A 20,753-nucleotide genomic window follows, 5' to 3' on the forward strand; every position below is an offset into this window, starting at 1 on the left:
AACCCAGAGATAAGGGACGGATGACGGAGACCAGCACACACTCCACCGGTGACGAAGCAGTCGATCGCGTTCTCGCGAATGCGGAGAAGCGGACGGAGGCACGAGTCTTCGGCGCCGCTCAGGCGCTGCAGGACCAGTCCACCGCGTCACACGCGTTCTCGGACGGCGACCAGTGGGACCTCGAGGATCGTCATGCGCTGCGGCGCGTCGGCGGTCTCTCCACAGAACTCGAAGACGTCACGGAGGTCGAGTACCGCCAGCTCCGGCTCGAGAACGTGGTGCTGGTCGGCGTGTATCCGCAGGGCGCTCAGGAAGACGCGGAGAACTCGCTCCGCGAACTCGCAGCCCTCGCGGAGACCGCAGGAGCCGTCGTCCTCGATGGCGTTCTGCAGAGGCGACCGCACCCGGACGCCGCGACCTACATCGGGCGCGGCAAGGCGCAGGAGCTGAAGGACATCGTGGCGGCCACGGGCGCGGACACGGTGATCGCCGACACGGAACTCGCCCCCAGCCAGCGACGAGCTCTCGAGGACGTGGTCAAGGTCAAGGTCATCGACCGCACCACCGTCATCCTCGATATCTTCAGCCAGCACGCCAAGAGCCGTGAGGGCAAAGCCCAGGTCGAACTCGCGCAGCTCGAGTACCTCCTGCCGCGCCTGCGCGGCTGGGGCGACTCGATGAGCCGTCAGGCGGGTGGCCAGGTCGGTGCCGGCGGTGCCGGAATGGGCTCCCGTGGCCCCGGTGAGACGAAGATCGAGCTCGACCGTCGCCGCATCCGCACCAAGATGGCGCTCCTTCGTCGGCAGATCCGTGACTTCGGCCCGGCGCGAGAGGCCAAGCGTGCCGAGCGCAAGCGCAACACGATTCCTTCCGTGGCCATCGCCGGATACACCAACGCCGGCAAGTCGAGCCTTCTCAACGCTCTCACGAGCGCAGGGGTGCTCGTGGAGAACGCACTGTTCGCGACGCTGGATGCGACGGTCCGCCGCTCGGAGACGTCGGACGGGCGTGTGTACACGCTGACGGACACCGTCGGCTTCGTGCGCAACCTTCCGCACCAGCTCGTCGAGGCTTTCCGATCCACGCTGGAAGAGGTCGGCGACGCCGACGTCGTGCTGCACGTCGTTGACGGATCTCACCCCGACCCCGCCGGTCAACTGCAGACCGTGCGGGACGTCATGGGCGACGTCGGTGTGCGTGATATGCCCGAGCTCGTGGTGTTCAACAAGGCCGATCTGATCGACGACGACGAGCGTCTCGTGCTGCGAGGCCTCGAGCCCACGGCGCATTTCGTCTCATCCCGGTCGGGCGAGGGCATCGAAGAGCTTCGAGCGGCGATCGAAGAGGCGCTTCCGAAGCCGGCCGTGGAGGTGCACGCGGTCGTTCCCTATGACAGGGGTGATCTGGTCGCGGCGATCCACGAGACCGGGATGCTGCTGGCGGTGGACCACAGCGAGCAGGGCACAGTCGTGCACGCGCGTGTGTCGGAGCGACTTGCCGCCGATCTGGCGCCGTTCGCGATCGACGCCTGACCGCTTTGCGGTGCGGGGCGCGGTTCAGCGCGCGACGAATCGCGCCTCGACCGTTGCGGAGATGAGGATCTCGTCGGGTTCGTAGTCCATTGACGGCCCGCCCACGTCCTGGGACTCCTGCATCATCGCCCCGCGCATCTTGGGCATGCCCGCGAGCGGCTGAACGGGTGCGGGGGTTATCAGCCCGACATCGGCGATCTCGACGGGAACGACGGAACCGAGTCCGAGCGCTGTGGCGTATGCCTGCGCGCGCGTCACGGCCGCTCCGACGGCCTGCGCCGCGACCTCCCGTTCGACCCGGGCCCTCGTCTCGGCGGTGAGGTGCCAGTCGACCCAGCCGACCTCGACACCGCCCCATGCCGAGACCTCGGACACCCAGAGCGAGAGCGCCGAGGCTTCGGCGAACGTCGCAGTCAGATCCACGCCGGCGTAGTGAACGGGCGCGAGCTGCGTGCCCTCCGAGTTCCACGGGCGCTCGGCGCGCACGGACAACCGCTTGCTGGACCAGTCGACGACGATGCCCGTGTCCAGCCGCGCGGTGATGCTCTCGCGCACCGTCTCGGTGAGATGCATCACGCTATCGACCACTCCTGCGCGGTCGGCGCCGTCTGCGCGGACACTGACGTGGATGGTGGCGCGCTCGGGCGCAACTCGCGCCTCGTGATCGCCGCGGACGGTGACGGTGACTTCGCTCATGTCGTGACTCTACGCCAGGGCATGGAATGGCGAAGGCCTCGCGAACGTTGTAGTCTGTGAGGCTCGGGGACTCCGGTTCCCGGGATGATAAGTACACAGAGTGACAGCGGCTCCTTCGAGAGAAGGACCACGGGGCTGATCGGTTTCGACAGCGCCTGTGAATCCACGAGAAGCGGGCCGAGGATGCAGAGTTATCTCGTAAACGCTCTCTGCAAAAAAATAGTTGCCGAAACCAAGCGCAACGACTTCGCCCTCGCTGCATAAGCGAGCCCGATAGTCCGTCAGGCCGTAGGTGATTCCGATACGGATCCTGGCGTCATTTAGGAATCTTGCTGCGTGATGGCGTCTGGACGTCACGTGGGACTCTTCCCAGGCTGGGCTCGTCGACTTAGGTGTCTGTGACAAAGGTCGGAGCCGAGCAGAACGTCTTCACAGACTGCGCCCGGAGAAGGCGTGGAGACTCAGCGTTGGACGGGGGTTCGATTCCCCCCAGCTCCACCACGTCGCTGTCACAAGCAAGAAGGCCCGCCTCCCTGGTGAAGATCACGAAGGGAGGCGGGTCTTTTGTGTGCGTGATCGGGAATCGACGCGGCTCAGGCTCGGCCTACGGCGCGCCAGGCAGGGTCTCGCAGGGGATGCCGTCGTTGTCGAAGTCGAGCTTTGCGACGTCGCCGTAGTAGGGGTAGAACCGGTCGAACCATTCCTTCGCTGCAGCGTAGTTCGCGAAGTCCGTGCAATTCCGCGTGTCCCCGGGGTTCCCCGGTTGCTGAGGCGGTTGAGGTTGCTGAGGCGGCTGAGGGACGGGGATGCCTGAGGACGGTACTCGGAAGTTGTCGCCTTCGTAGATCCACACCCGCCACCACTTGGCGAGGACTGCATCTCGTTCGGCCGCGTCCGCGGTGTAGAAGTGATGAGCCGCGGAGTTCGACCAGAACCGCGCGACGGGAACGGTGCCGGCCTGCGTGGAGTCGGCCGGGTAGACGTAGTACGCGATCCCTTCGTCTTTCCAGATGTTCGGCCACTTGGCGATGACAGCCGCGCGCTCGGCGGGGTCTGCGGTGTAGAAATGTCCCGAGTACGTGCTGCTCCAGAACCTGTAGAGCGGGATGGTTCCGGCGACCTGGGTCGTGAACGCGGTGTACCGCTGCCCCTCGTAGGTCCAGACATTCGGCCAACGGGCGATGATCTGATCGCGCTCCGTCGGGTCAGTGGTGAAGAAGTGCCCCTGGTAGACGGGGCTCCAGAACCGGTACACGCCGACGGGGTCTGGCATCGGCGGCGCGGAGGGCCGTCCGACGGTGGGCGTCGCCGGCATCCAGGCGTCCCACTGGGGGCCGCATTCTTGGAGGAGCGTCTGGATGGCGCTCTTCTCGACGGGGTCGACGGACAGGTTCCACCGCCACTTCACCGCGACCCACTCGGAGACATAGGTGCACCGCATCGGCCGGTATGGAGGCAACCAGGATGCAGGATCCTTGTCGGCCTTCGCGGTGTTCACGGCGGCGGTGACCATGGTCAGGGTGCGCTGGTCGTCGAGGTCGTTGGAGTAGCTCTGTCGTTGCGCGTCGGTCCAGGCCCACGCGCCGGACGCCCACGCTTCCTTGAGCGCGACAAGGTGATCCATCTCGATCGCGGCGGGGTCGATGTGCGTGACGTTGTCGTAGTAGGAGAACCACTGACCTCCAGTGACGGTGCACGCGCCGGTGACGGTCGTCGGAATGTCGGACTCCTCGAGCAGCACCTCCTGACGGGTGCGGCATCCGTCCCCGTCGAGATCCGCGCCTTCGAAGAAGAGGTCGCGGTTGTACTTCACGGTGGACGGAGCCTCGACACGCAGCTGATCGAGGAGCGTGCCGACGGGTACCCTTTCCGTCGATGGCGGAGGCGCTGCCACCGCCGCTGACGGAGTGAGCGAGCCTGCGACGACCGCGGTCGCGACGAGGATGGCACTCAGGAACCGATTGCGCATGCCACTCCCTGTGAAATCGGCTCCGCCGTGGAGCCTCGCGCTCAGGATACACACAGAATACCGGTACGCTGTCGAGGTCGTTCGACGGCGCGTGCGTCCGCTGACACGTCCTCCCGCGTCGGTGGTCAGCCGGTGGTGAGCCGGTCGAGAGCGTCCTCTGCGGTGCGGAGATGCTCTTCCGACTCCCGCACTCGCTGCGCGAGCGATTCCTGTTCGGCCTTCGCCTCCTCGGCGTCCTCTCGCGCGCGCTTCGTTTCATGTCGGACCTTCGCCAGGTCAGCTTCGAGTTCACGCTCACGACGTGTGAGGGCTTCGATCCTCACCGCAGCATCGCGGAGTGCTCGGTCGGCCGTCGCCGCTTCGCGTGCCGCCGTGTCGTGAGCCTTCTGGGCTTCTCTGACGGCCCGTTCCGCGTCCCGTCGCTCTCTGCGTGACCGCACCTCGTCGACGGGTGTGGGCGAGATCGCGGGTGGTGCGGGTGCGCCTCCACCCACGAGGGTGTCGGCGATGTCGGCGAACGTGCCGGCCGGTTCCAGCTCGCGCACGAGCCTCGCCGAGGCGACGGCGGCGGCCGCAGTCGGATCGAAGAAGGCCGCGCTTATGGTCTGCTGAACCGCCTCTCTCGTCGAAGCCGTGACGCGCTGTCCGCGCGCTTCAGCGAGCGCAGCGGCATCTGCCGCGAGTCGGCTCGTGAGGGCGCGGCGGTCGCGACCGAGCTGCGCGAGCGCGCGAGCATCCAGGTCCGCCTGAGCTTCGCGGAGCTTTTCGGCGAGTTGAAGCGCTTCTCCGAGTTGCGCGGCGCGCTCGTGTGCGAAGACGTTGACCACCCAGGCGGCGACCGACGGCTTCTTCAGATCGCGAATCTGCGCGGCGAGGCCCGCGTCGTCGGCCTCGGCGGCGCGCGCGTTGCGTGCGCTCACGAACTCTGCAGGTGACCCCGTGTACAGCTCCACTGCGATGTCAGCGAGCGGGGAGTCCATGCGTGCGACGATACACCGGGCAGGATGAGCTCCTCCCTGCCACGTCAGATGCGCGTTCCGAGCCACCTGCGCCAGTATTCTGGTTCGCATGGCAACGCTGTTCTATGGCGCGTCGGACGTTCCGATCCACATCGAGGATCGAGCACTCGCGCATCTGAAGATCGTCATCGCGACCAAGCTCCGCCGTCAGGAGAGCTTCACCCTGTCATGGCGTCATCCCGAGGGAGAGCCCGGCGGGCGATCCACCATCTGGATCCATCCGTCCATCCCGCTGCGCTTCACCTTCGACGAGCCGGAGCAGCCTCAGCTGAACCCACGGTGGATCGACGATCTGATGCAGTCGGTGAACTCGACAGGCGGCATCTTCCTCGTCGACGAGGTGATCGATTCTCCGGTCGAGTGAGCGTCAGCCGGCCCACTCGATCAGGATGAGGCCCTGGCGCGTGTCCGCGAACTTCACCCAGCCGTCGCCGAACAGATACGTCATGCCGTAGCCGTCTTCGTCGGTGCCCATCGCGAACTGCGGGTTCTCGGTGATGTAGATGCCGTCGGGCCCGTCCTCGCGGGTCCAGCCTTCTCCGAGGAGGGAGGTCTGTGCGGCAGTGGCGTCTTCAGCGCTGATCGTCGACCACCCGTAGAGCTGACCGTGATCTGAGGCGACGCTGTAGTCGGCCCAGAAGCAGAGGAGCCCGTCGGCGAGCGTCACGCCACCCACCACGAACTCCTTCTCCTCGAAGGTCCAGCCCTGATCGGTGAGTGCCTGCACGGTTCCGGCCGAGACGATCGTGTCGCAGGCTGGCTCCACCGCCGCGGAGGGTGTGGGAGTGGCTGCCGGCTCCGCAGTCGCCGTGGGGGAGGGCTTCGGCGAGTCGGGGGTGGGCGACGGCGCTCCCTCGGGCGTCGCTGCGCAGGAGACGAGCGCGACGGTGAGCAGGAGCGCACCGAGTGCGGCGGAGGTGAAGCGGTTCATCGCGCGTGCCTTCATCGGGGGTCAGTCGTGCAGAAGTGCGAGGAACGCGTCATGGAGGATGCCGTTGGTGGCGAGCGCCGAGAGGTCGGAGATCGTCTCTGCGCCGTCGAAACCGGTCATCCGACCGCCCGCCTCGCGCACGATCGGGACTGCGGCCGCGACGTCGTACTCCTTGACGCCGAATTCCGCGACCATGTCGATCCGCCCCTCGGCCAGGAGCATGTAGGCGTAGATGTCTCCGTAGGCACGGTCGCGCCATACCCGGTCGGCCAGCTTCAGCAGTTGGTCGAGGTGACCGGACTCGGCCCACTGGGTGATGCTCTGGAAGCTCACGCTCGCGTCGTCGAGAGATGACACGGAGGATGCCGAGACGCGGCGCGGTTCGGCATCGGTCGCCGTCCATGCCCCTGACCCTGACGCCGCCCACCAGCGGCGTCCGATCGCGGGCATGCTGACCACTCCGACCTGCGGTACGCCGTCGACCGCGAGGGCGATCATCGTGCCCCACAGCGGCACTCCGCGGAGGAAGTTCGCGGTGCCATCGATGGGATCGATGATCCACTGCCGATGGGTGCTGCCCTCGGCGCCGAACTCCTCGCCGAAGATGCCGTCATCGGGCCGTTCGGTCGACAGGATGGCGCGGATCGCCCGCTCGGTGGCGAGGTCCGCATCGGTGACATGAGAATTGTCCGCTTTGGTCGAAATCTCCAGGTCGGAGCTGTCGAACCGGGGGAGCGACTGCGCATCTGCGGCGTCGGCGAGTCGAAGGGCGAGTGCGAGGTCGCGAGAGAAGTCGTCGACGCGGGGGGAGGCGGTCACATCTCCAGGATAACCGCCCCGCCCGGGGACCCGAGGGCTCGTGACACGGGGCGACACGCGCGGCGAACACGTGGGACCCGACTCGATTTCGCACCGCGGCGATCGGCTGGTAATGTAATTCCTCGGCCGGGGAATACCGCGCCACGCACCTCTAGCTCAATCGGCAGAGCAACTGACTCTTAATCAGTGGGTTCTCGGTTCAAGTCCGAGGGGGTGCACGGATCAGCCCTGATGACTCTCGCCAGTCATCGGGGCTTTTCTGCGTCGCGATGATGCCGCCGACATCGCTTTCCGTGCGCTAGTTTGATGCAAACGCTAAGGGGTGGCGATGCGCGCACGGGTGAAGAGACTCGCAGTCGGTGCGATCGTGGCCGTCTGCAGTCTTCCGCTCACCGCATGCTCGGCTGGGCTCGAGACGAGCATCGACTACACGGCCTCTTCGGTGACGCTGGCCCCGGATGAGGCGCTCGTGGTCGACTTCGGTGACATCAATCCCACCGTCGGTGAGGAGTGGGTGCTGACGCGGGAGCCCGATCCGGCGGTTCTCGGACCGGGCGACGAGCGGTCGCGGTACCTGGGCGAGGAGGGTGAGACCGGAGCGCCGAGCGCGCTCACCTACCGCTTCGCGCCCGTGGGTGAGGGAACCACCGTGATCCAGTTCGAGTACCGATTCCGCGGCGCCGTTCCCGAGGACCTCGACGACCAGAAGACCGCGGAGATCACGGTCACCGTCAAGTAGGTCGATCAGGCGACTGCGATGACAGCGCCGCCGGTGGGCCTGCTGCGCTCTGAGAGCTCGCTCATCGCCCCACGGCATCGAACGCAGCAGGCTGGCGTGTCACCCGGCGTCGCCGAGCAGGATGGCCTGCGCGTCCTCGATCGCGGCGTCGTCGGGTTCGTCGTCGATGTGCGCGAGGATCTTCCTGCCGCAGAAGATCGTCGCCGCTGCGATGAGCACGGCGAGAGCGGCGACCAGATACGGGATCGTCGCGTTGAACGCGTGCCAGAGAGCCGCTGCGAGGGGCGGCGCGATGGCTCCGCCGAGGAATCTCACCGACGAGTACGCCGACGATGCGACCGAGCGAGGCAGGTCCGTCGCCTCCATCACCGCTTCGGTGAGCACGGTGTTCATCACACCCAGCAGCAGTCCGCCGATGACGATGCACACGACCAGCGCAGTGGCGGATTCGACCAGCAGGCCGGCGATGATCAGATCCACGGCGAGAAGCGGCAGGACGGTGAGGATCACGCTCGTGCGGGACATCCGGCGCATGAGCAGGGGAGCCACCCAGACGCTCGTGATGGCGAGGGCGAGGCCCCAGCCGAAGAACGTGAAGCCGATCCCCATGGCCCCGAAGCCCAGAGGGAACGGCGAGAACGCGAGCAGGATGAAGAAGCCGATGTTGTAGAAGAATGCCGCGATCGCGAGAATCGCGAGCGCAGGACGACCCAGGGCCCTGAAGGGTGCCGAGAACGGGATGGGCGCGCGCTTGTTCTCGGGTCCGCGCAGAAGCACGAGCACGGCGAGGAAGGCGATCGCCATGAGCACCACCACTCCGAAGAACGGGGCGCGCCAGCTCTGCTCGCCCAGCAGGCCGCCCAGAAGCGGACCGATGGCGATACCGAGCCCGAGGGCTGCCTCGTAGAGGACGATCGCAGCTGAGCTGCCCCCCGACGCCGCGCCCACGATCGTCGCGAGAGCGGTGGAGATGAACAGCGCGTTGCCCAGACCCCATCCTGCGCGGAAGCCGATGACCGCGTCGACGCTGCCGCTGAGCGCGCAGAGCAGGGCGAACACCACGATGAGCGCCAGCCCGATTAGAAGCGTCTTCTTGGCGCCGATGCGGCTCGAGATCCAGCTGGTCACGAGCATCGCGAGACCGGTAACCGCGAGATAGCTCGTGAACAGGAGCTCCGTCTCGAACGGGGTCGCCTGCAGGGATTCCGCGATCGCGGGGAGGATGGGATCCACGAGTCCGATGCCCATGAATGCGACGACGCATGCGAAGGCGACGGCCCAGACCTGGGCTGGTTGCTTCCACACTGAGGTGGCGGGGGTGTTCACGCTGCTGCTCCTGTCGAGTCGGTGGTGGTGTGCGCCGCGAGGATCTCGGCGGCGCGCATCAGGATGCTCCATTCGTCGCCGTCGAGGTCGGCGAAGCGAGGGGCGAGCGTGTCACGGAACTCTTCGCGCCATGACTGCAGCGCGTGGGACCCGGCCGCGGTGATGGCGACGGCTGTCGCGCGAGAGTCCTCGGCGACGGGGGAGCGAAGGACCAATCCCTCGCGCTCGAGATTCCCGATGAGCCGGGTCATCCCGGGCTGGGTCGTGCGTGCGGCTGCCGCGAGCTCTCCGACCCGCTTGGGCCCGGACTGCTCGAGCAGACTCAGCACCCGCCACTGCGCGGCAGGCGCATCATTGCCGGCGTCCTGTGCGGCGATCCGGCCGAGCGCATACCCGGAGAGCACGAGCGAGGGGATGACATCCTGACGATTCATACCAGAAAGTATATACCCACTGGTATGTATAAGTCGGGGTCAGCGCCGAGCCCCCGCGATCCGAGCCGAGAGCTGGTGCGCATGGGCGAGGAGCGTCCTGCCCAGCTCGCCGATCCGATCAGGGCCGAAGCGGAATCCCACGCCGGTCAGGCTCAAGGCCCATTCCGGTCGACCCGAGCGATCGAAGACCGCCGCGCCGAGACCCCAGCTGCCCTCCACGATCAGCCCCGGATTCACCGCATAGCCTCTCTCCTTCGTCTCGGCCAGCCGTGTTCGCAGAGGTGCGGCGCCGTGAGATCTGCCCCAGTTGGCCTCGAGCTCCGGATGACGTTCCAGATAGGCGTCCACATCGTGGTCAGGGAGGAATGCCAGGATGGCGAGCCCGGCGCTTGCTACGCCGAGCGGAAACCGCACGCCCTCGCTCAGCACGAATGACCGGATCGGGAAGGAGCCCTCCTCGCGGACGAGGCACACCGTCTCATCGGCACGGCGCACCGAGAGGAAGGCGCTCTCCTCGGTCTTGACCGCGAGCGAGCGGACGATATCACGCCCCAGTGCAGTCACGTCGTAGCGGGCTGCGGCGACGGATCCCATGAGATAGAGCTCCGGCCCGGGCATCCAGCGAGTGGAGGACTCGTCGCGGTCGACCAGACCCTCGGCGCGAAGTGCGGAGAGCAGGCGATGCGCGGTCGAGCGGGACAACCCGGCGGACGCGGACAGCTCCTGGAGCGACGCACCGTCGTGGCCGCTGGAGGTCACGAGCCTCAAGAGCTTCGCGGCGCGCGCGATCGCCTGCGTTCCGGGAATCGAGGCGGAGGGTTCCATAATGTGGACGCTATTCGTTGATGTGTCCACATCGCAAGAGTGTTCTTCCCTCGAGGATGCCGGAGAGCGGATGCTGAAGGAACGAGCGTCATTCGAAGGAGCATGCGTGATCGACAAACAGTGGGCGAGCGCCGAAGAAGCGGTCGCAGACATCGAGGACGGTGCGTCTCTCGCCGTCGGAGGATTCGGGCTCTCCGGGAATCCGACTGCGCTCATCGACGCACTGCTCGCCCGGGGCACGAGCGGGCTCAGCATCGTCAGCAACAACTGCGGAGTGGACGACTGGGGGCTCGGCATCCTGCTCGCCGCTCGCCGGATCCGCAAGATGACCTCGTCCTACGTCGGGGAGAACAAGGAGTTCGAACGGCAGTTCCTCTCCGGCGAACTCGAGCTCGAGCTGACACCGCAGGGAACCCTCGCCGAGAAGCTCAGGGCGGGAGGGTCTGGGATCGCCGCATTCTTCACCCAGACCGGCGTCGGCACGCAGGTCGCCGAGGGTGGGCTCCCGCGACGCTACAACCCCGACGGCAGCATCGCGGTGGCGTCTCCGGTGAAGGATGTTCGTACCTTCGACACCGCGGCAGGGCCGCGTAAGTATGTGCTCGAAGAGGCCATCACCACCGATTTCGCGCTGGTGCATGCGCTGGCGGGGGACAGGCACGGGAATCTGATCTTCAACAAGGCGGCGCGCAACTTCAACCCGCTCGCGGGGATGGCCGGACGAATCTGCATCGCGCAGGTGGAGCAGCTCGTCGAACCGGGGGAGCTGGATCCGGACCGCGTCCATCTGCCGGGCGTCTTCGTGCACCGCGTCGTCGAGGTCGGCACCGACATCCCGAAGCGCATCGAACGTCGAACCGTCACGCCGGAAGGAGCCTGACATGGCGCTCACACGCGATGAGATGGCCGCTCGCGCTGCCGCAGAGCTGCGGGACGGCTCCTATGTCAACCTCGGCATCGGGTTGCCCACGCTCGTGCCGAACCACGTGCCCGACGGCGTGACCGTCGTGCTGCAATCCGAGAACGGCATCCTCGGCGTCGGACCGTACCCGCACGAGGGCGCGGTGGATCCGGACCTGATCAACGCCGGCAAAGAGACCGTCACGGTGCTGGCCGGTGCCGCGTACTTCGACTCCGCGACGAGTTTCGGCATGATCAGAGGCGGCAAGATCGACGCGGCGATCCTCGGCGCCATGCAGGTGTCCGCCACCGGAGACCTCGCGAACTGGATGATCCCGGGCAAGATGGTGAAGGGACCCGGCGGCGCGATGGATCTCGTGCATGGTGCCGCGCGCGTCATCGTGCTGATGGAGCACACCGCGAAGGACGGATCGGCGAAGATCGTGCACGACTGCTCGCTTCCACTCACAGGCCGCGGGGTCGTCGATCGCATCATCACCGACCTGGCGGTGATCGACGTGACACCGGACGGTCTCTCGCTCGTCGAGCTCGCACCGGGCGTGACGGTGGAGCAGGTCGTGGCGGCGACGGAGCCGACACTCACGGTCCCCGAAGAACTGCACGACCGATGAACGCACAGAACGGAGAGGCGGAGATGAACGCCCCAGACCACTCGAGCGACGCGGACGTCGTGATCGTCGCCGCGGCACGCACTCCCCAGGGCCGCCTCAAGGGACAGCTGGCGAGCTTCAGCGCGCCGGAGCTCGGCGCATTCGCGATCCGAGGTGCCCTGGAACAGGGGTCCATCGATCCCTCGGACGTGGACGCCGTGATCGTCGGCCAGGTCCTCGCGGCCGGCTCGGGACAGAACGCAGCGAGACAGGCGGCGATCGGAGCCGGTATCGGCTGGGACGTTCCCGCCCATTCCGTGAACAAGGTGTGCCTCTCAGGTCTCACGGCGATCATCGACGCGGCTCGGATGATCCGGACGGGAGACGCGGCGGTCGTCGTCGCGGCGGGCATGGAATCCATGACCAGGGCTCCGCACCTGCTCATGGGGTCGCGGGACGGATGGACGTACGGCAGCGTGGAGGTGCTCGATCACATGGCCCACGACGGCCTCACCGACGCGTACGACAAAGAGAGCATGGGCGCGTCCACCGAGCGCCACAACACCCGCTACGAGCTGACGCGCGGGGCTCAGGATCAGGTGGCGGCGCTGTCGCATCAGCGTGCTTCGGCGGCTCAGGCCGCCGGCGTCTTCGACGATGAGATCGTGTCCGTCGCCGTTCCCCAGCGGCGGGGGGAGCCGACGCTCGTCACCGCCGATGAGGGCATCAGGCCCGACACGACCGTCGAGTCTCTCGCGGGCCTTCGGGCGGCGTTCGCCGAGGGCGGCTCGATCACGGCCGGCAATTCGTCTCAGATCTCCGACGGAGCGTCGGCGGTCGTCGTGACGACCCGCGCCACGGCGGCGACCAGAGGCTGGCCGGTGCTCGTCACCGTCGGCGCCAGCGGGCAGACCGCAGGGCCGGACAACTCGCTGCAGGCGCAGCCCGCACGGGCCATCGAACGCGCGTGCGAGAAGCAGGGCATCACGGCCGCAGACCTCGATGTCGTCGAGATCAACGAGGCCTTCGGAGCGGTCGTCGCCCGATCGCAGCTCGAGCTCGGGCTCTCCAGCGACATCGTGAACGTCCACGGCGGCGGCATCGCGATCGGTCATCCGATCGGCGCGTCAGGCACACGTCTGGTCGTCCACATGGCACACGAACTCGCTCGCAGAGGAAGCGGTGTCGCGGCTGTGGGGCTGTGCGGAGGAGGCGGTCAGGGCGAGGCGCTGATCCTCACTCGCTGAGACTCAGCGCTTGATCGGCTTGACGCCCTCGGAGCGCTGCTTCTTGGCTTCCTTCTCGCGCTCCTTCTGCTGCTTGGCATAGACCGGCGAATCGGGCGACACGGGGCGACCCTGCTTCGCGCGGCGGGTGTCGATGACAGCGCCGATCGACAGCGCGAGCGTGATTCCCCAGCTCACCCACGCGAGGGCGGAGCGCCAAGTGATCTTGGTGTCGCGGGATCCGCGGAGCAGAGTGACGCCCGTCATGATCGCGCCGACGATTCCGGTGCCCGAGAGGTAGTTCATGACTTCACGCTACCTGTCGACGGCTGCGTCGCGCCCCGCCTTGACAACTCGGCGGGGAATCTGTCAGAGCCGTCCGTCGATGAGGCGGCCCGGGAACCCAGGCGTCGTTCCGTCGACCGCGCTACCATGGAAGGGTCGCGGCTGGTCCGCGGCCGCAATCCGTGTATCTACCGGCCGCCGGCTTCCCGGCGGACAGCGGCGGCACCCGACCCCGCGTCCGCGGACGCGCGAGAGCCCATGACACACGCAACTCCCATTCCCGAGCACCCTGCCCCGATCCCCGCGGCTGAGGAGCGAGGACTGCTCCGCATCGCGGGGCTCCCGTATTTCATCATCGCGTTCATCGCCCGGCTTCCGTTCGCGATGATGGTCGTCGGAGTGCTCACGGTCGTCGTTTCGGCGCGCGGTTCGCTCTCGCTCGGCGGACTCACCTCCGCGGCCGTCGGACTCGGCACAGCATGCTTCGGACCTCTGCTCGGCGCCGCCGCCGATCGGTTCGGACAGCGCATGGTGCTGCTGATCCTGGCGATCGCCAACGGGGCGATGCTGGTGCTCTTCACCGTCGTCGTCTACACGGGGGGAGCGGACGCGCTGGTGCTGATATCCGCGTTCGGCATCGGCGCCACCGCTCCGCAGGTCGCTCCGATGTCTCGATCCAGACTCGTGACGATGATCGCCGATCGGATGCCTGAGGCGGCGCGCACGCGCACCGTCTCAGGGACCATGGCGTATGAGTCCGCCGCCGATGAGACCGTGTTCGTATTCGGCCCGTTCATCGTCGGCATCCTCGCCTCCGCCATCGCGCCGTGGGCCCCGCTCATCGGTGCGGCGGTGCTCACGGTCGTGTTCGTGGGCGCGTTCGCCCTGCATCCGAGCGCGCGTGTCGTCTCGGTGCACCGAGGCGAGGACGGGCGGGCGCCGTCGGCCGTGACCGAGCTCTTCAGCCCGCGTCTCCTGATCGTCGTCGTCGGCATCCTCGGCGTCGGCATGTTCTTCGGCACGATGCTCACATCGCTCACCTCCTTCATGGCGGACCGCGGCGCCGCAGAACAGGCAGGGCTCCTCTACGGCGTGATGGGCGTCGGGTCGGCGATTCTCGCGCTCGGCGTCGCGTGGCTCCCGGTGCGGTTCTCGCTCCGCGCGCGCTGGCTGCTGTTCGCCGGCATCCTGCTCGGCGGAAGCCTGCTGCTGCTCCTCGTCGACTCGCCGGCGACCATGATGATCGCTCTCGGGATCATGGGGATCGGCATCGGCCCGACCCTCGTCACGCAGTACAGCTTCGGGGCTGCGCGCAGCCCTCTGGGGCGCTCGGCGACCGTGATGACGATGCTCGGCTCGGGGATCGTCGTCGGCCAGTCCCTCGGCGCGGCCGTGGCGGGAGAGCTCGCCGAGAGCGCGGGAACGACCAGCGCTCTCGTGCTGCCGATCATCTCTGCGGCGATAGCCTTCGTCGCCGGGCTTGTCAACTGGTGGCTGAGCGGCACCCGACCTCGCGTAGCCTCGGTCTGAGCTTCTGTAGCCTGAGGAGCACCCCCACTGCATCGTCAGGAGCACTCACCCATGTCAGTCGCAGATTTCGTCGTCGTCGCCAACCGACTTCCCGTCGACCGGGTCGTGGGTCCTGACGGAGACGAGGAGTGGCGGACCTCCCCGGGCGGTCTGGTCGCCGCACTCGAGCCGATGATGCGCAGTGCGCGCGGAGCCTGGGTCGGGTGGGCCGGCCAGCCGGATGTCGAGCTGGATCGATTCGAGATCAACGGCATCGACCTGATCCCGGTGCCGCTCAGCGCCGAGGAGGTCGCCGACTACTACGAGGGCTTCGCTAACGACACGATCTGGCCGCTGTACCACGACGTCATCGCGCCGCCGCAGTACCACCGCGAATGGTGGGAGGCGTACGTCAAGGTCAACCGCCGTTTCGCGGAGGCAGCCGCCGACGTCGTCGCACAGGACGGCACCGTCTGGGTGCACGACTACCAGCTGCAGCTGGTGCCGCAGATGATCCGCGAACTGAGGCCCGATGTCACGATCGGCTACTTCCACCACATCCCGTTCCCTGCGCACGGGCTCTATGCCCAGCTCCCGTGGCGTGATCAGGTGCTCAAAGGCCTGCTCGGCGCTGATGTCATCGGCTTCCAGCGCGCACAGGACGCCACCTACTTCCTGACCGCTGTGCGCCGTCGTCTGCGTCACGAGGTGAAGGGGTCGGCGGTCACCATCCCGACCGAGGGGGGCGGCACGCGCACCGCCGTCGCTCGGGCCTTCCCGATCTCGATCGACACCGCTCCGTACCTCGAGCTCGCGGCACGCCCCGATGTCCGAGCGCGCGCGGCCGAGATCAGAGCGAGCCTCGGCAACCCGAAGAAGATCCTCCTGGGCGTCGACCGCCTCGACTACACCAAGGGCATCCGGCATCGCATCAAGGCGTACGGCGAGCTCCTCGAAGACGGCAAGCTGAGCGTCGACGACGTCACCTTCGTGCAGGTCGCGAGTCCGAGCCGAGAGCGTGTCGACGCGTACGTGCATCTTCGCGATGAGATCGAACTCGCGGTCGGGCGCATCAACGGCGATCACGACACCATGGGGCACACCGCCATCCGCTATCTGCACCAGGGCTACCCGCGCGAGGAGATGGTCGCACTGTACCTCGCCGCCGACGTCATGCTCGTGACCGCGCTGCGCGACGGCATGAACCTCGTCGCGAAGGAGTACGTCGCGACGCGGGCCGACAATCGCGGGGTGCTCGTGCTGAGCGAGTTCACGGGCGCCGCCGACGAGCTGCGGCAGGCGGTGCGCGTCAACCCGCACGACATCGCCGGGTTGAAGGACGCGATCATGACCGCGGTCACCATGACGCCCGCTGAGCAGGGCAAGCGGATGCGGTCGCTGCGACGTCGCGTGCTGGAGAACGACGTGAACGCGTGGTCGTCGTCGTTCCTGCGCGCACTCGCGGACGTCCGCGGACGCTGATCGGCCGGGTCGCACCGTTCCGCCGGGTCATACTGGGAGGACACCGCCTCGATTGGAGACACTGTGACCCGTAGCTGGACCCCCGGAGCCGCAGACCCGGCGCTGAGCGCCATCGCCGCCACACCCAGACTGATCGTCGCGCTGGACTTCGACGGCACGGCATCTCCGCTCGTCCCCGATCCGATGGCCGCCAGGGCTCTGCCCGAGGTCGCGGTGCAGGTCGCCCGTCTCGCGGCGCTCCCCGACACGGTCGTCGCCTACGTCTCCGGGCGCAGCATGCACGACCTGCGGGTGATCACCGAGCACACGGATGACTCGCTGATCGCGCTGGCCGGATCGCACGGTGCGCAGTACTGGTATCCCGGGGTCGGCGCCAACGAGGCCGACGGCGACACCGCTGAGGGGTCGCGAGAGGAGCTGTGGGAGGCCGCGCGGCCGATCATCGATCGATACGAGGGGGCGGAGCTCGAGCCCAAGACCTTCGGAATGGGTGTGCACACCCGCACGGCCACACCCGAGGTCGAGAAGGCGGTGTTCGCCGAGATCGATGCACTCGTCGCGGAGCGCTTCCCGCACTGGCGACGCCGCTCGGGGCACCGCGTGCTCGAGTTCTCGTCGCGGAACGAGGGCAAGGATGCCGCGATGACGGCGCTGCGCGAGCATTTCGACGCCACCGCTATCCTTTTCGCCGGCGATGACGTCACGGACGAGGACGCCATGCGCGTGCTCAGCGGCGACGATCTGGGCGTCCGCGTGGGACCGGGGGAGAGCGCCGCCGAGCTTCGTGTGGAGAACCCACAACAGATCGCCCTGCTTCTGGAGGCGCTCGCGGACGAGCGCACCTCCCGGCGGGAATAGACTTCCGTCATGTCCTCGCATGATCCCTCCACCAGCGCGCCCATCGACATCAAGCCCCGCAGCCGCGTCGTCACCGACGGCATCGAGGCGACGACCTCCCGAGGCATGCTCCGTGCCGTCGGCATGGGCGACGCCGACTGGGACAAGCCCCAGATCGGCATCGCCTCCAGCTGGAACGAGATCACACCCTGCAACCTAAGCCTCGACCGGCTCGCGCAGGGTGCCAAGGAGGGCGTGCACTCCGGCGGCGGGTACCCGCTGCAGTTCGGCACGATCTCGGTCTCGGACGGCATCTCGATGGGCCACGAGGGCATGCACTTCTCGCTCGTGTCGCGCGAGGTCATCGCCGACTCGGTCGAGACCGTGATGATGGCCGAGCGACTCGACGGATCGGTGCTGCTCGCCGGTTGCGACAAGTCGATCCCCGGGATGCTGATGGCCAGCGCCCGGCTCGACCTGTCGAGCGTGTTCCTCTACGCAGGCTCCATCGCACCGGGCTGGGTCAAGCTCTCGGACGGCACCGAGAAGGACGTCACGATCATCGACTCGTTCGAGGCCGTCGGCGCCTGCCGCGCGGGACTCATGAGCGAAGAGGACCTCAAGCGCATCGAATGCGCGATCGCACCGGGTGAGGGCGCCTGCGGTGGCATGTACACGGCGAACACGATGGCGTCGGTCGCCGAGGCCCTGGGCCTGAGCCTTCCCGGGTCTGCCGCTCCGCCCGCCGCAGATCGTCGTCGTGACTACTTCGCGCACCGTTCCGGCGAGGCCGTCGTCAACCTGCTCCGCCAGGGCATCACGACCCGCGACATCCTCACCAAGGAGGCGTTCGAGAACGCGATCGCCCTCGCGATGGCCCTGGGCGGTTCGACCAACGTTGTGCTGCACCTGCTCGCGATCGCGCGCGAGGCCGAGGTCGAGCTGAGCCTGCACGACTTCAACCGCATCGGCGACAAGGTGCCGCACGTCGCGGACATGAAGCCGTTCGGCAAGTACGTCATGAACGACGTCGACCGCCACGGCGGCATCCCCGTGATCATGAAGGCGATGCTCGACGAGGGCCTGCTGCACGGTGACGCGCTCACCGTGACGGGCAAGACGCTCGCCGAGAACCTCGCGGACCTCGACCCGCAGCCGATCGACGGCGAGGTCATCCACACCTTCGACAACCCGATCCACGCGACCGGCGGCCTGACGATCCTGCACGGGTCGCTCGCGCCCGAGGGTGCCGTCGTGAAGACCGCGGGCTTCGACGCGGCCGTCTTCGAGGGCTCCGCCCGGGTGTTCGAGCGCGAGCGCGCGGCCATGGACGCCGTGGCCAACGGCGAGATCGAGGCGGGCACCGTCATCGTCATCCGCTACGAGGGTCCGAAGGGCGGACCCGGTATGCGCGAGATGCTCGCCATCACCGCGGCCATCAAGGGCGCGGGGCTCGGAAAAGATGTACTACTCTTGACTGACGGACGATTCTCAGGCGGCACAACCGGCCTGTGCATCGGCCACATAGCACCCGAAGCGGTGGACGCAGGTCCTATCGCCTTCGTGCGCGATGGTGATCTGATACGGGTCGATATCGCAGCTCGCTCTCTCGACCTACTCGTCGACGAGGCGGAGCTCGCCTCCCGCCGCTCTGGCTGGGAGCCGCTACCCCCGCGCTATACCCGTGGCGTTCTTGCCAAGTACTCGCGTCTCGTGCGGTCCGCTGCCGAGGGCGCGACGACCGGCTGATCCGCGTCGGCTCCGGCATCCCAGCCTCCGACGTCGCCAACAGACCATCAGAAGGAGTGTCATGACTGCTGACACCGTCTCGGCTGTGCCGAGGCCGCCCGCACCCAAGTCCGCCGCACCGGAGATCTCCGGAGCCGAGGCCGTGGTCCGCACGCTCGAGCTCCTCGGCGTCAAGGACGTCTTCGGTCTTCCCGGAGGCGCGATCCTCCCGGTCTACGACCCGCTGATGGACGCCGCCGAGCTGCGGCACATCCTCGTGCGGCACGAACAGGGAGCGGGGCACGCCGCCGAAGGCTACGCGTCGTCCTCGGGCAAGGTCGGCGTCTGCATCGCGACGTCGGGTCCCGGTGCGACCAACCTCGTGACCGCGATCGCCGACGCCTACATGGACTCGGTGCCGCTGCTCGCGATCACCGGGCAGGTGTTCTCGACGCTGATGGGCACTGACGCGTTCCAGGAGGCCGACATCGTCGGCATCACGATGCCGGTCACGAAGCACTCGTTCCTCGTGAAGGATGCGTCGGAGATCCCGGGCGCCATCGCGGCGGCCTATGAGATCGCCTCGACCGGCCGACCGGGTCCGGTGCTCGTCGACATCACGAAGGACGCCCAGCAGGCGATGGCGCCGTTCGTCTGGCCTCCGAAGTACGACCTGCCCGGATACCGCCCCGTGACCAAAGCGCACGGCAAGCAGATCCAGGCGGCGGCGGCCCTTCTGGCCGAGGCCAAGAAGCCGGTGCTGTACGTCGGCGGCGGTGTGATCCGCGGTCGCGCGTCTGCCGAGCTGCTCGCCCTCGCCGAGACCACGAATGCGCCCGTCGTGACCACACTCATGGCTCGCGGCGCATTCCCCGACTCCCACCAGCAGCACCTCGGCATGCCGGGCATGCACGGCACCGTTCCGGCGGTGCTGGCGCTGCAGGAGGCCGACCTGATCGTGTCCCTCGGGGCGCGGTTCGACGACCGCGTGACCGGCAAGGCCGCGCTCTTCGCGCCGAACGCCAAGGTCGTGCACGTCGACATCGATCCGGCCGAGATCTCGAAGATCCGCACCGCAGACGTGCCGATCGTGGGCGACGTCCGCGACGTGCTGGTCGATCTCGAGTCGGCGTTCCGCACCGCGATCACCACCACGACCCCTGACACCGAGGAGTGGTGGTCGTACCTCGACGGGCTGCGCAACGAGTTCCCGCTCGGGTACGCGCCGACGACCGACGGCCTCCTCGCGCCGCAGTACGTGATCCAGCGGATCGGTGAGCTGACCGGGCCGGAGGGCATCTACGCCGCGGGCGTGGGACAGCACCAGATGTGGGCTGCGCAGTTCATCAAGTACGAGCGCCCCAACGCCTGGCTGAACTCCGGGGGCGCAGGAACCATGGGCTACTCGGTTCCCGCTGCGATGGGCGCGAAGGTCGCCGAGCCCGACCGTGTGGTGTGGGCGATCGACGGTGACGGCTGCTTCCAGATGACCAATCAGGAGCTCGCCACCTGCACGATCAACAACATCCCGATCAAGGTCGCGATCATCAACAACTCGTCGCTGGGCATGGTGCGCCAGTGGCAGACGCTGTTCTACGACGGTCGCCACTCGAACACCGACCTCAACACCGGTCACGGCACCGTCCGCATCCCCGACTTCGTGAAGCTCGCGGAGGCATATGGCTGCCTCGCGATCCGTGTGGAGAAGGAGGAGGAGGTGGATGCCGCGATCAAGCTCGCCCTCGAGACGAACGACCGTCCCGTCGTCATCGACTTCGTCGTCAGCGCCGATTCGATGGTGTGGCCGATGGTTCCCCAGGGCGTGAGCAACAGCTACGTCCAGTACGCCCGCGAGCACGCGCCCGCATTCGACGAGGAGGACTGA

20 protein-coding genes, 1 tRNA gene and 1 other RNA gene are annotated in these 20,753 nt (G+C 67.5%); 13 read left to right on the forward strand and 9 right to left on the reverse strand.

From position 1 onward, the window contains the following. Nucleotides 1-20 precede the first annotated feature (20 nt). Complete coding sequence (gene hflX, locus BEP68_RS06400; RefSeq protein WP_053095845.1) at nucleotides 21-1,532, forward strand: GTPase HflX; 1,512 nt, start codon at nucleotides 21-23, stop codon at nucleotides 1,530-1,532. A 24-nt stretch (nucleotides 1,533-1,556) separates the two neighbouring features. On the opposite strand, the gene BEP68_RS06405 is transcribed toward hflX, so the two are convergent. Then, nucleotides 1,557-2,228, reverse strand: coding sequence for an SIMPL domain-containing protein (locus tag BEP68_RS06405; RefSeq protein WP_187249529.1), 672 nt, complete (start codon nucleotides 2,226-2,228; stop codon nucleotides 1,557-1,559). Between the two features lie 131 nt (nucleotides 2,229-2,359). Between BEP68_RS06405 and ssrA the strand changes: the two genes are divergently transcribed. After that, nucleotides 2,360-2,729: a transfer-messenger RNA gene (gene ssrA / locus BEP68_RS06410) on the forward strand. A gap of 103 nt (nucleotides 2,730-2,832) precedes the next feature. Here ssrA and BEP68_RS06415 read toward each other — a convergent pair. Together BEP68_RS06415 and BEP68_RS06420 are read right to left on the reverse strand one after the other, a co-directional pair. Further along, the gene (locus BEP68_RS06415; protein ID WP_187249530.1) at nucleotides 2,833-4,197 is read right to left on the reverse strand and encodes a DUF1524 domain-containing protein; all 1,365 of its coding nucleotides are present in this window, start codon (nucleotides 4,195-4,197) and stop codon (nucleotides 2,833-2,835) included. A gap of 125 nt (nucleotides 4,198-4,322) precedes the next feature. Next, nucleotides 4,323-5,177, reverse strand: coding sequence for a transposase (locus BEP68_RS06420; protein WP_187249531.1), 855 nt, complete (start codon nucleotides 5,175-5,177; stop codon nucleotides 4,323-4,325). 88 nt (nucleotides 5,178-5,265) lie between these two features. On the opposite strand from BEP68_RS06420, the gene BEP68_RS06425 reads away from it, so the two are divergent. Beyond that, on the forward strand, nucleotides 5,266-5,580 hold the full coding sequence (locus BEP68_RS06425; protein WP_187249532.1) for a hypothetical protein: 315 nt from the start codon (nucleotides 5,266-5,268) through the stop codon (nucleotides 5,578-5,580). A 3-nt stretch (nucleotides 5,581-5,583) separates the two neighbouring features. Here the strand turns inward: BEP68_RS06425 and BEP68_RS06430 are convergent, their stop codons facing one another. Next, nucleotides 5,584-6,147 (reverse strand): hypothetical protein, encoded by a 564-nt coding sequence (locus BEP68_RS06430; RefSeq protein WP_056279038.1) that lies wholly within the window; start codon nucleotides 6,145-6,147, stop codon nucleotides 5,584-5,586. 21 nt (nucleotides 6,148-6,168) lie between these two features. Then, a complete protein-coding gene (gene hisN / locus BEP68_RS06435; RefSeq protein ID WP_056278626.1) occupies nucleotides 6,169-6,966 on the reverse strand; it encodes a histidinol-phosphatase in 798 nt (265 codons plus the stop codon). 145 nt (nucleotides 6,967-7,111) lie between these two features. Here hisN and BEP68_RS06440 point away from each other — a divergent pair. Together BEP68_RS06440 and BEP68_RS06445 are read left to right on the forward strand one after the other, a co-directional pair. Then, nucleotides 7,112-7,184, forward strand: a tRNA-Lys gene (locus BEP68_RS06440). 122 nt (nucleotides 7,185-7,306) lie between these two features. After that, nucleotides 7,307-7,705, forward strand: coding sequence for a protease inhibitor I42 family protein (locus BEP68_RS06445; RefSeq protein WP_187249533.1), 399 nt, complete (start codon nucleotides 7,307-7,309; stop codon nucleotides 7,703-7,705). 99 nt (nucleotides 7,706-7,804) lie between these two features. Here the strand turns inward: BEP68_RS06445 and BEP68_RS06450 are convergent, their stop codons facing one another. The 3 genes from BEP68_RS06450 to BEP68_RS06460 are packed head-to-tail and all read right to left on the reverse strand — an operon-like array spanning nucleotide 7,805 to nucleotide 10,290. Then, nucleotides 7,805-9,031, reverse strand: a complete 1,227-nt coding sequence (locus BEP68_RS06450) for an MFS transporter (protein WP_315985282.1) — start codon at nucleotides 9,029-9,031, stop codon at nucleotides 7,805-7,807. After that, nucleotides 9,028-9,465 carry a MarR family winged helix-turn-helix transcriptional regulator gene (locus BEP68_RS06455; RefSeq protein WP_187249535.1) on the reverse strand — a complete coding sequence of 146 codons (438 nt, stop codon included), beginning with the start codon at nucleotides 9,463-9,465 and terminating at the stop codon, nucleotides 9,028-9,030. The genes BEP68_RS06450 and BEP68_RS06455 overlap by 4 nt, the downstream gene beginning before the upstream one ends. A 39-nt stretch (nucleotides 9,466-9,504) precedes the next feature. Next, nucleotides 9,505-10,290, reverse strand: a complete 786-nt coding sequence (locus tag BEP68_RS06460) for an IclR family transcriptional regulator (protein WP_053095854.1) — start codon at nucleotides 10,288-10,290, stop codon at nucleotides 9,505-9,507. 106 nt (nucleotides 10,291-10,396) lie between these two features. On the opposite strand from BEP68_RS06460, the gene BEP68_RS06465 reads away from it, so the two are divergent. The 3 genes from BEP68_RS06465 to BEP68_RS06475 are packed head-to-tail and all read left to right on the forward strand — an operon-like array spanning nucleotide 10,397 to nucleotide 13,048. Continuing rightward, complete coding sequence (locus tag BEP68_RS06465; RefSeq protein ID WP_187249536.1) at nucleotides 10,397-11,170, forward strand: CoA transferase subunit A; 774 nt, start codon at nucleotides 10,397-10,399, stop codon at nucleotides 11,168-11,170. Between the two features lies 1 nt (nucleotide 11,171). Beyond that, entirely contained in the window at nucleotides 11,172-11,822 is a 651-nt protein-coding gene (locus BEP68_RS06470) for a CoA transferase subunit B (RefSeq protein WP_187249537.1), read from the forward strand. Next, entirely contained in the window at nucleotides 11,819-13,048 is a 1,230-nt protein-coding gene (locus tag BEP68_RS06475; RefSeq protein WP_261987736.1) for an acetyl-CoA C-acetyltransferase, read from the forward strand. The genes BEP68_RS06470 and BEP68_RS06475 overlap by 4 nt, the downstream gene beginning before the upstream one ends. Before the next feature lie 3 nt (nucleotides 13,049-13,051). Here the strand turns inward: BEP68_RS06475 and BEP68_RS06480 are convergent, their stop codons facing one another. After that, entirely contained in the window at nucleotides 13,052-13,333 is a 282-nt protein-coding gene (locus BEP68_RS06480; RefSeq protein WP_053095855.1) for a hypothetical protein, read from the reverse strand. A gap of 237 nt (nucleotides 13,334-13,570) precedes the next feature. On the opposite strand from BEP68_RS06480, the gene BEP68_RS06485 reads away from it, so the two are divergent. The 5 genes from BEP68_RS06485 to BEP68_RS06505 all read left to right on the forward strand — a co-directional run bounded on the left by BEP68_RS06485 (nucleotide 13,571) and on the right by BEP68_RS06505 (nucleotide 20,753). Beyond that, a complete protein-coding gene (locus tag BEP68_RS06485) occupies nucleotides 13,571-14,842 on the forward strand; it encodes an MFS transporter (protein ID WP_072591164.1) in 1,272 nt (423 codons plus the stop codon). 51 nt (nucleotides 14,843-14,893) lie between these two features. After that, nucleotides 14,894-16,303, forward strand: coding sequence for a trehalose-6-phosphate synthase (locus tag BEP68_RS06490; protein WP_056278630.1), 1,410 nt, complete (start codon nucleotides 14,894-14,896; stop codon nucleotides 16,301-16,303). A gap of 63 nt (nucleotides 16,304-16,366) precedes the next feature. Further along, nucleotides 16,367-17,161, forward strand: a complete 795-nt coding sequence (otsB, locus tag BEP68_RS06495) for a trehalose-phosphatase (protein ID WP_083569323.1) — start codon at nucleotides 16,367-16,369, stop codon at nucleotides 17,159-17,161. A gap of 9 nt (nucleotides 17,162-17,170) precedes the next feature. Next, the gene (gene ilvD, locus BEP68_RS06500) at nucleotides 17,171-18,889 is read left to right on the forward strand and encodes a dihydroxy-acid dehydratase (RefSeq protein ID WP_053095858.1); all 1,719 of its coding nucleotides are present in this window, start codon (nucleotides 17,171-17,173) and stop codon (nucleotides 18,887-18,889) included. A gap of 61 nt (nucleotides 18,890-18,950) precedes the next feature. Beyond that, nucleotides 18,951-20,753, forward strand: a complete 1,803-nt coding sequence (locus tag BEP68_RS06505) for an acetolactate synthase large subunit (RefSeq protein WP_053095859.1) — start codon at nucleotides 18,951-18,953, stop codon at nucleotides 20,751-20,753.

It is taken from the genome of Microbacterium sp. 4-7, from assembly GCF_014332665.1.
In the GTDB taxonomy this organism is placed as follows: domain Bacteria; phylum Actinomycetota; class Actinomycetes; order Actinomycetales; family Microbacteriaceae; genus Microbacterium.

What these genes read in the sequence shown, in the direction of transcription:
- hflX (WP_053095845.1), top strand. Translation starts at nt 21, where the DNA reads ATGACGGAGACCAGCACACACTCCACCGGTGACGAAGCAGTCGATCGC.
- BEP68_RS06405 (WP_187249529.1), bottom strand. Translation starts at nt 2,228, where the DNA reads ATGAGCGAAGTCACCGTCACCGTCCGCGGCGATCACGAGGCGCGAGTT.
- BEP68_RS06415 (WP_187249530.1), bottom strand. Translation starts at nt 4,197, where the DNA reads ATGCGCAATCGGTTCCTGAGTGCCATCCTCGTCGCGACCGCGGTCGTC.
- BEP68_RS06420 (WP_187249531.1), bottom strand. Translation starts at nt 5,177, where the DNA reads ATGGACTCCCCGCTCGCTGACATCGCAGTGGAGCTGTACACGGGGTCA.
- BEP68_RS06425 (WP_187249532.1), top strand. Translation starts at nt 5,266, where the DNA reads ATGGCAACGCTGTTCTATGGCGCGTCGGACGTTCCGATCCACATCGAG.
- BEP68_RS06430 (WP_056279038.1), bottom strand. Translation starts at nt 6,147, where the DNA reads ATGAACCGCTTCACCTCCGCCGCACTCGGTGCGCTCCTGCTCACCGTC.
- BEP68_RS06455 (WP_187249535.1), bottom strand. Translation starts at nt 9,465, where the DNA reads ATGAATCGTCAGGATGTCATCCCCTCGCTCGTGCTCTCCGGGTATGCG.
- BEP68_RS06460 (WP_053095854.1), bottom strand. Translation starts at nt 10,290, where the DNA reads ATGGAACCCTCCGCCTCGATTCCCGGAACGCAGGCGATCGCGCGCGCC.
- BEP68_RS06470 (WP_187249537.1), top strand. Translation starts at nt 11,172, where the DNA reads ATGGCGCTCACACGCGATGAGATGGCCGCTCGCGCTGCCGCAGAGCTG.
- BEP68_RS06475 (WP_261987736.1), top strand. Translation starts at nt 11,819, where the DNA reads ATGAACGCACAGAACGGAGAGGCGGAGATGAACGCCCCAGACCACTCG.
- BEP68_RS06480 (WP_053095855.1), bottom strand. Translation starts at nt 13,333, where the DNA reads ATGAACTACCTCTCGGGCACCGGAATCGTCGGCGCGATCATGACGGGC.
- BEP68_RS06485 (WP_072591164.1), top strand. Translation starts at nt 13,571, where the DNA reads ATGACACACGCAACTCCCATTCCCGAGCACCCTGCCCCGATCCCCGCG.
- BEP68_RS06490 (WP_056278630.1), top strand. Translation starts at nt 14,894, where the DNA reads ATGTCAGTCGCAGATTTCGTCGTCGTCGCCAACCGACTTCCCGTCGAC.
- ilvD (WP_053095858.1), top strand. Translation starts at nt 17,171, where the DNA reads ATGTCCTCGCATGATCCCTCCACCAGCGCGCCCATCGACATCAAGCCC.
- BEP68_RS06505 (WP_053095859.1), top strand. Translation starts at nt 18,951, where the DNA reads ATGACTGCTGACACCGTCTCGGCTGTGCCGAGGCCGCCCGCACCCAAG.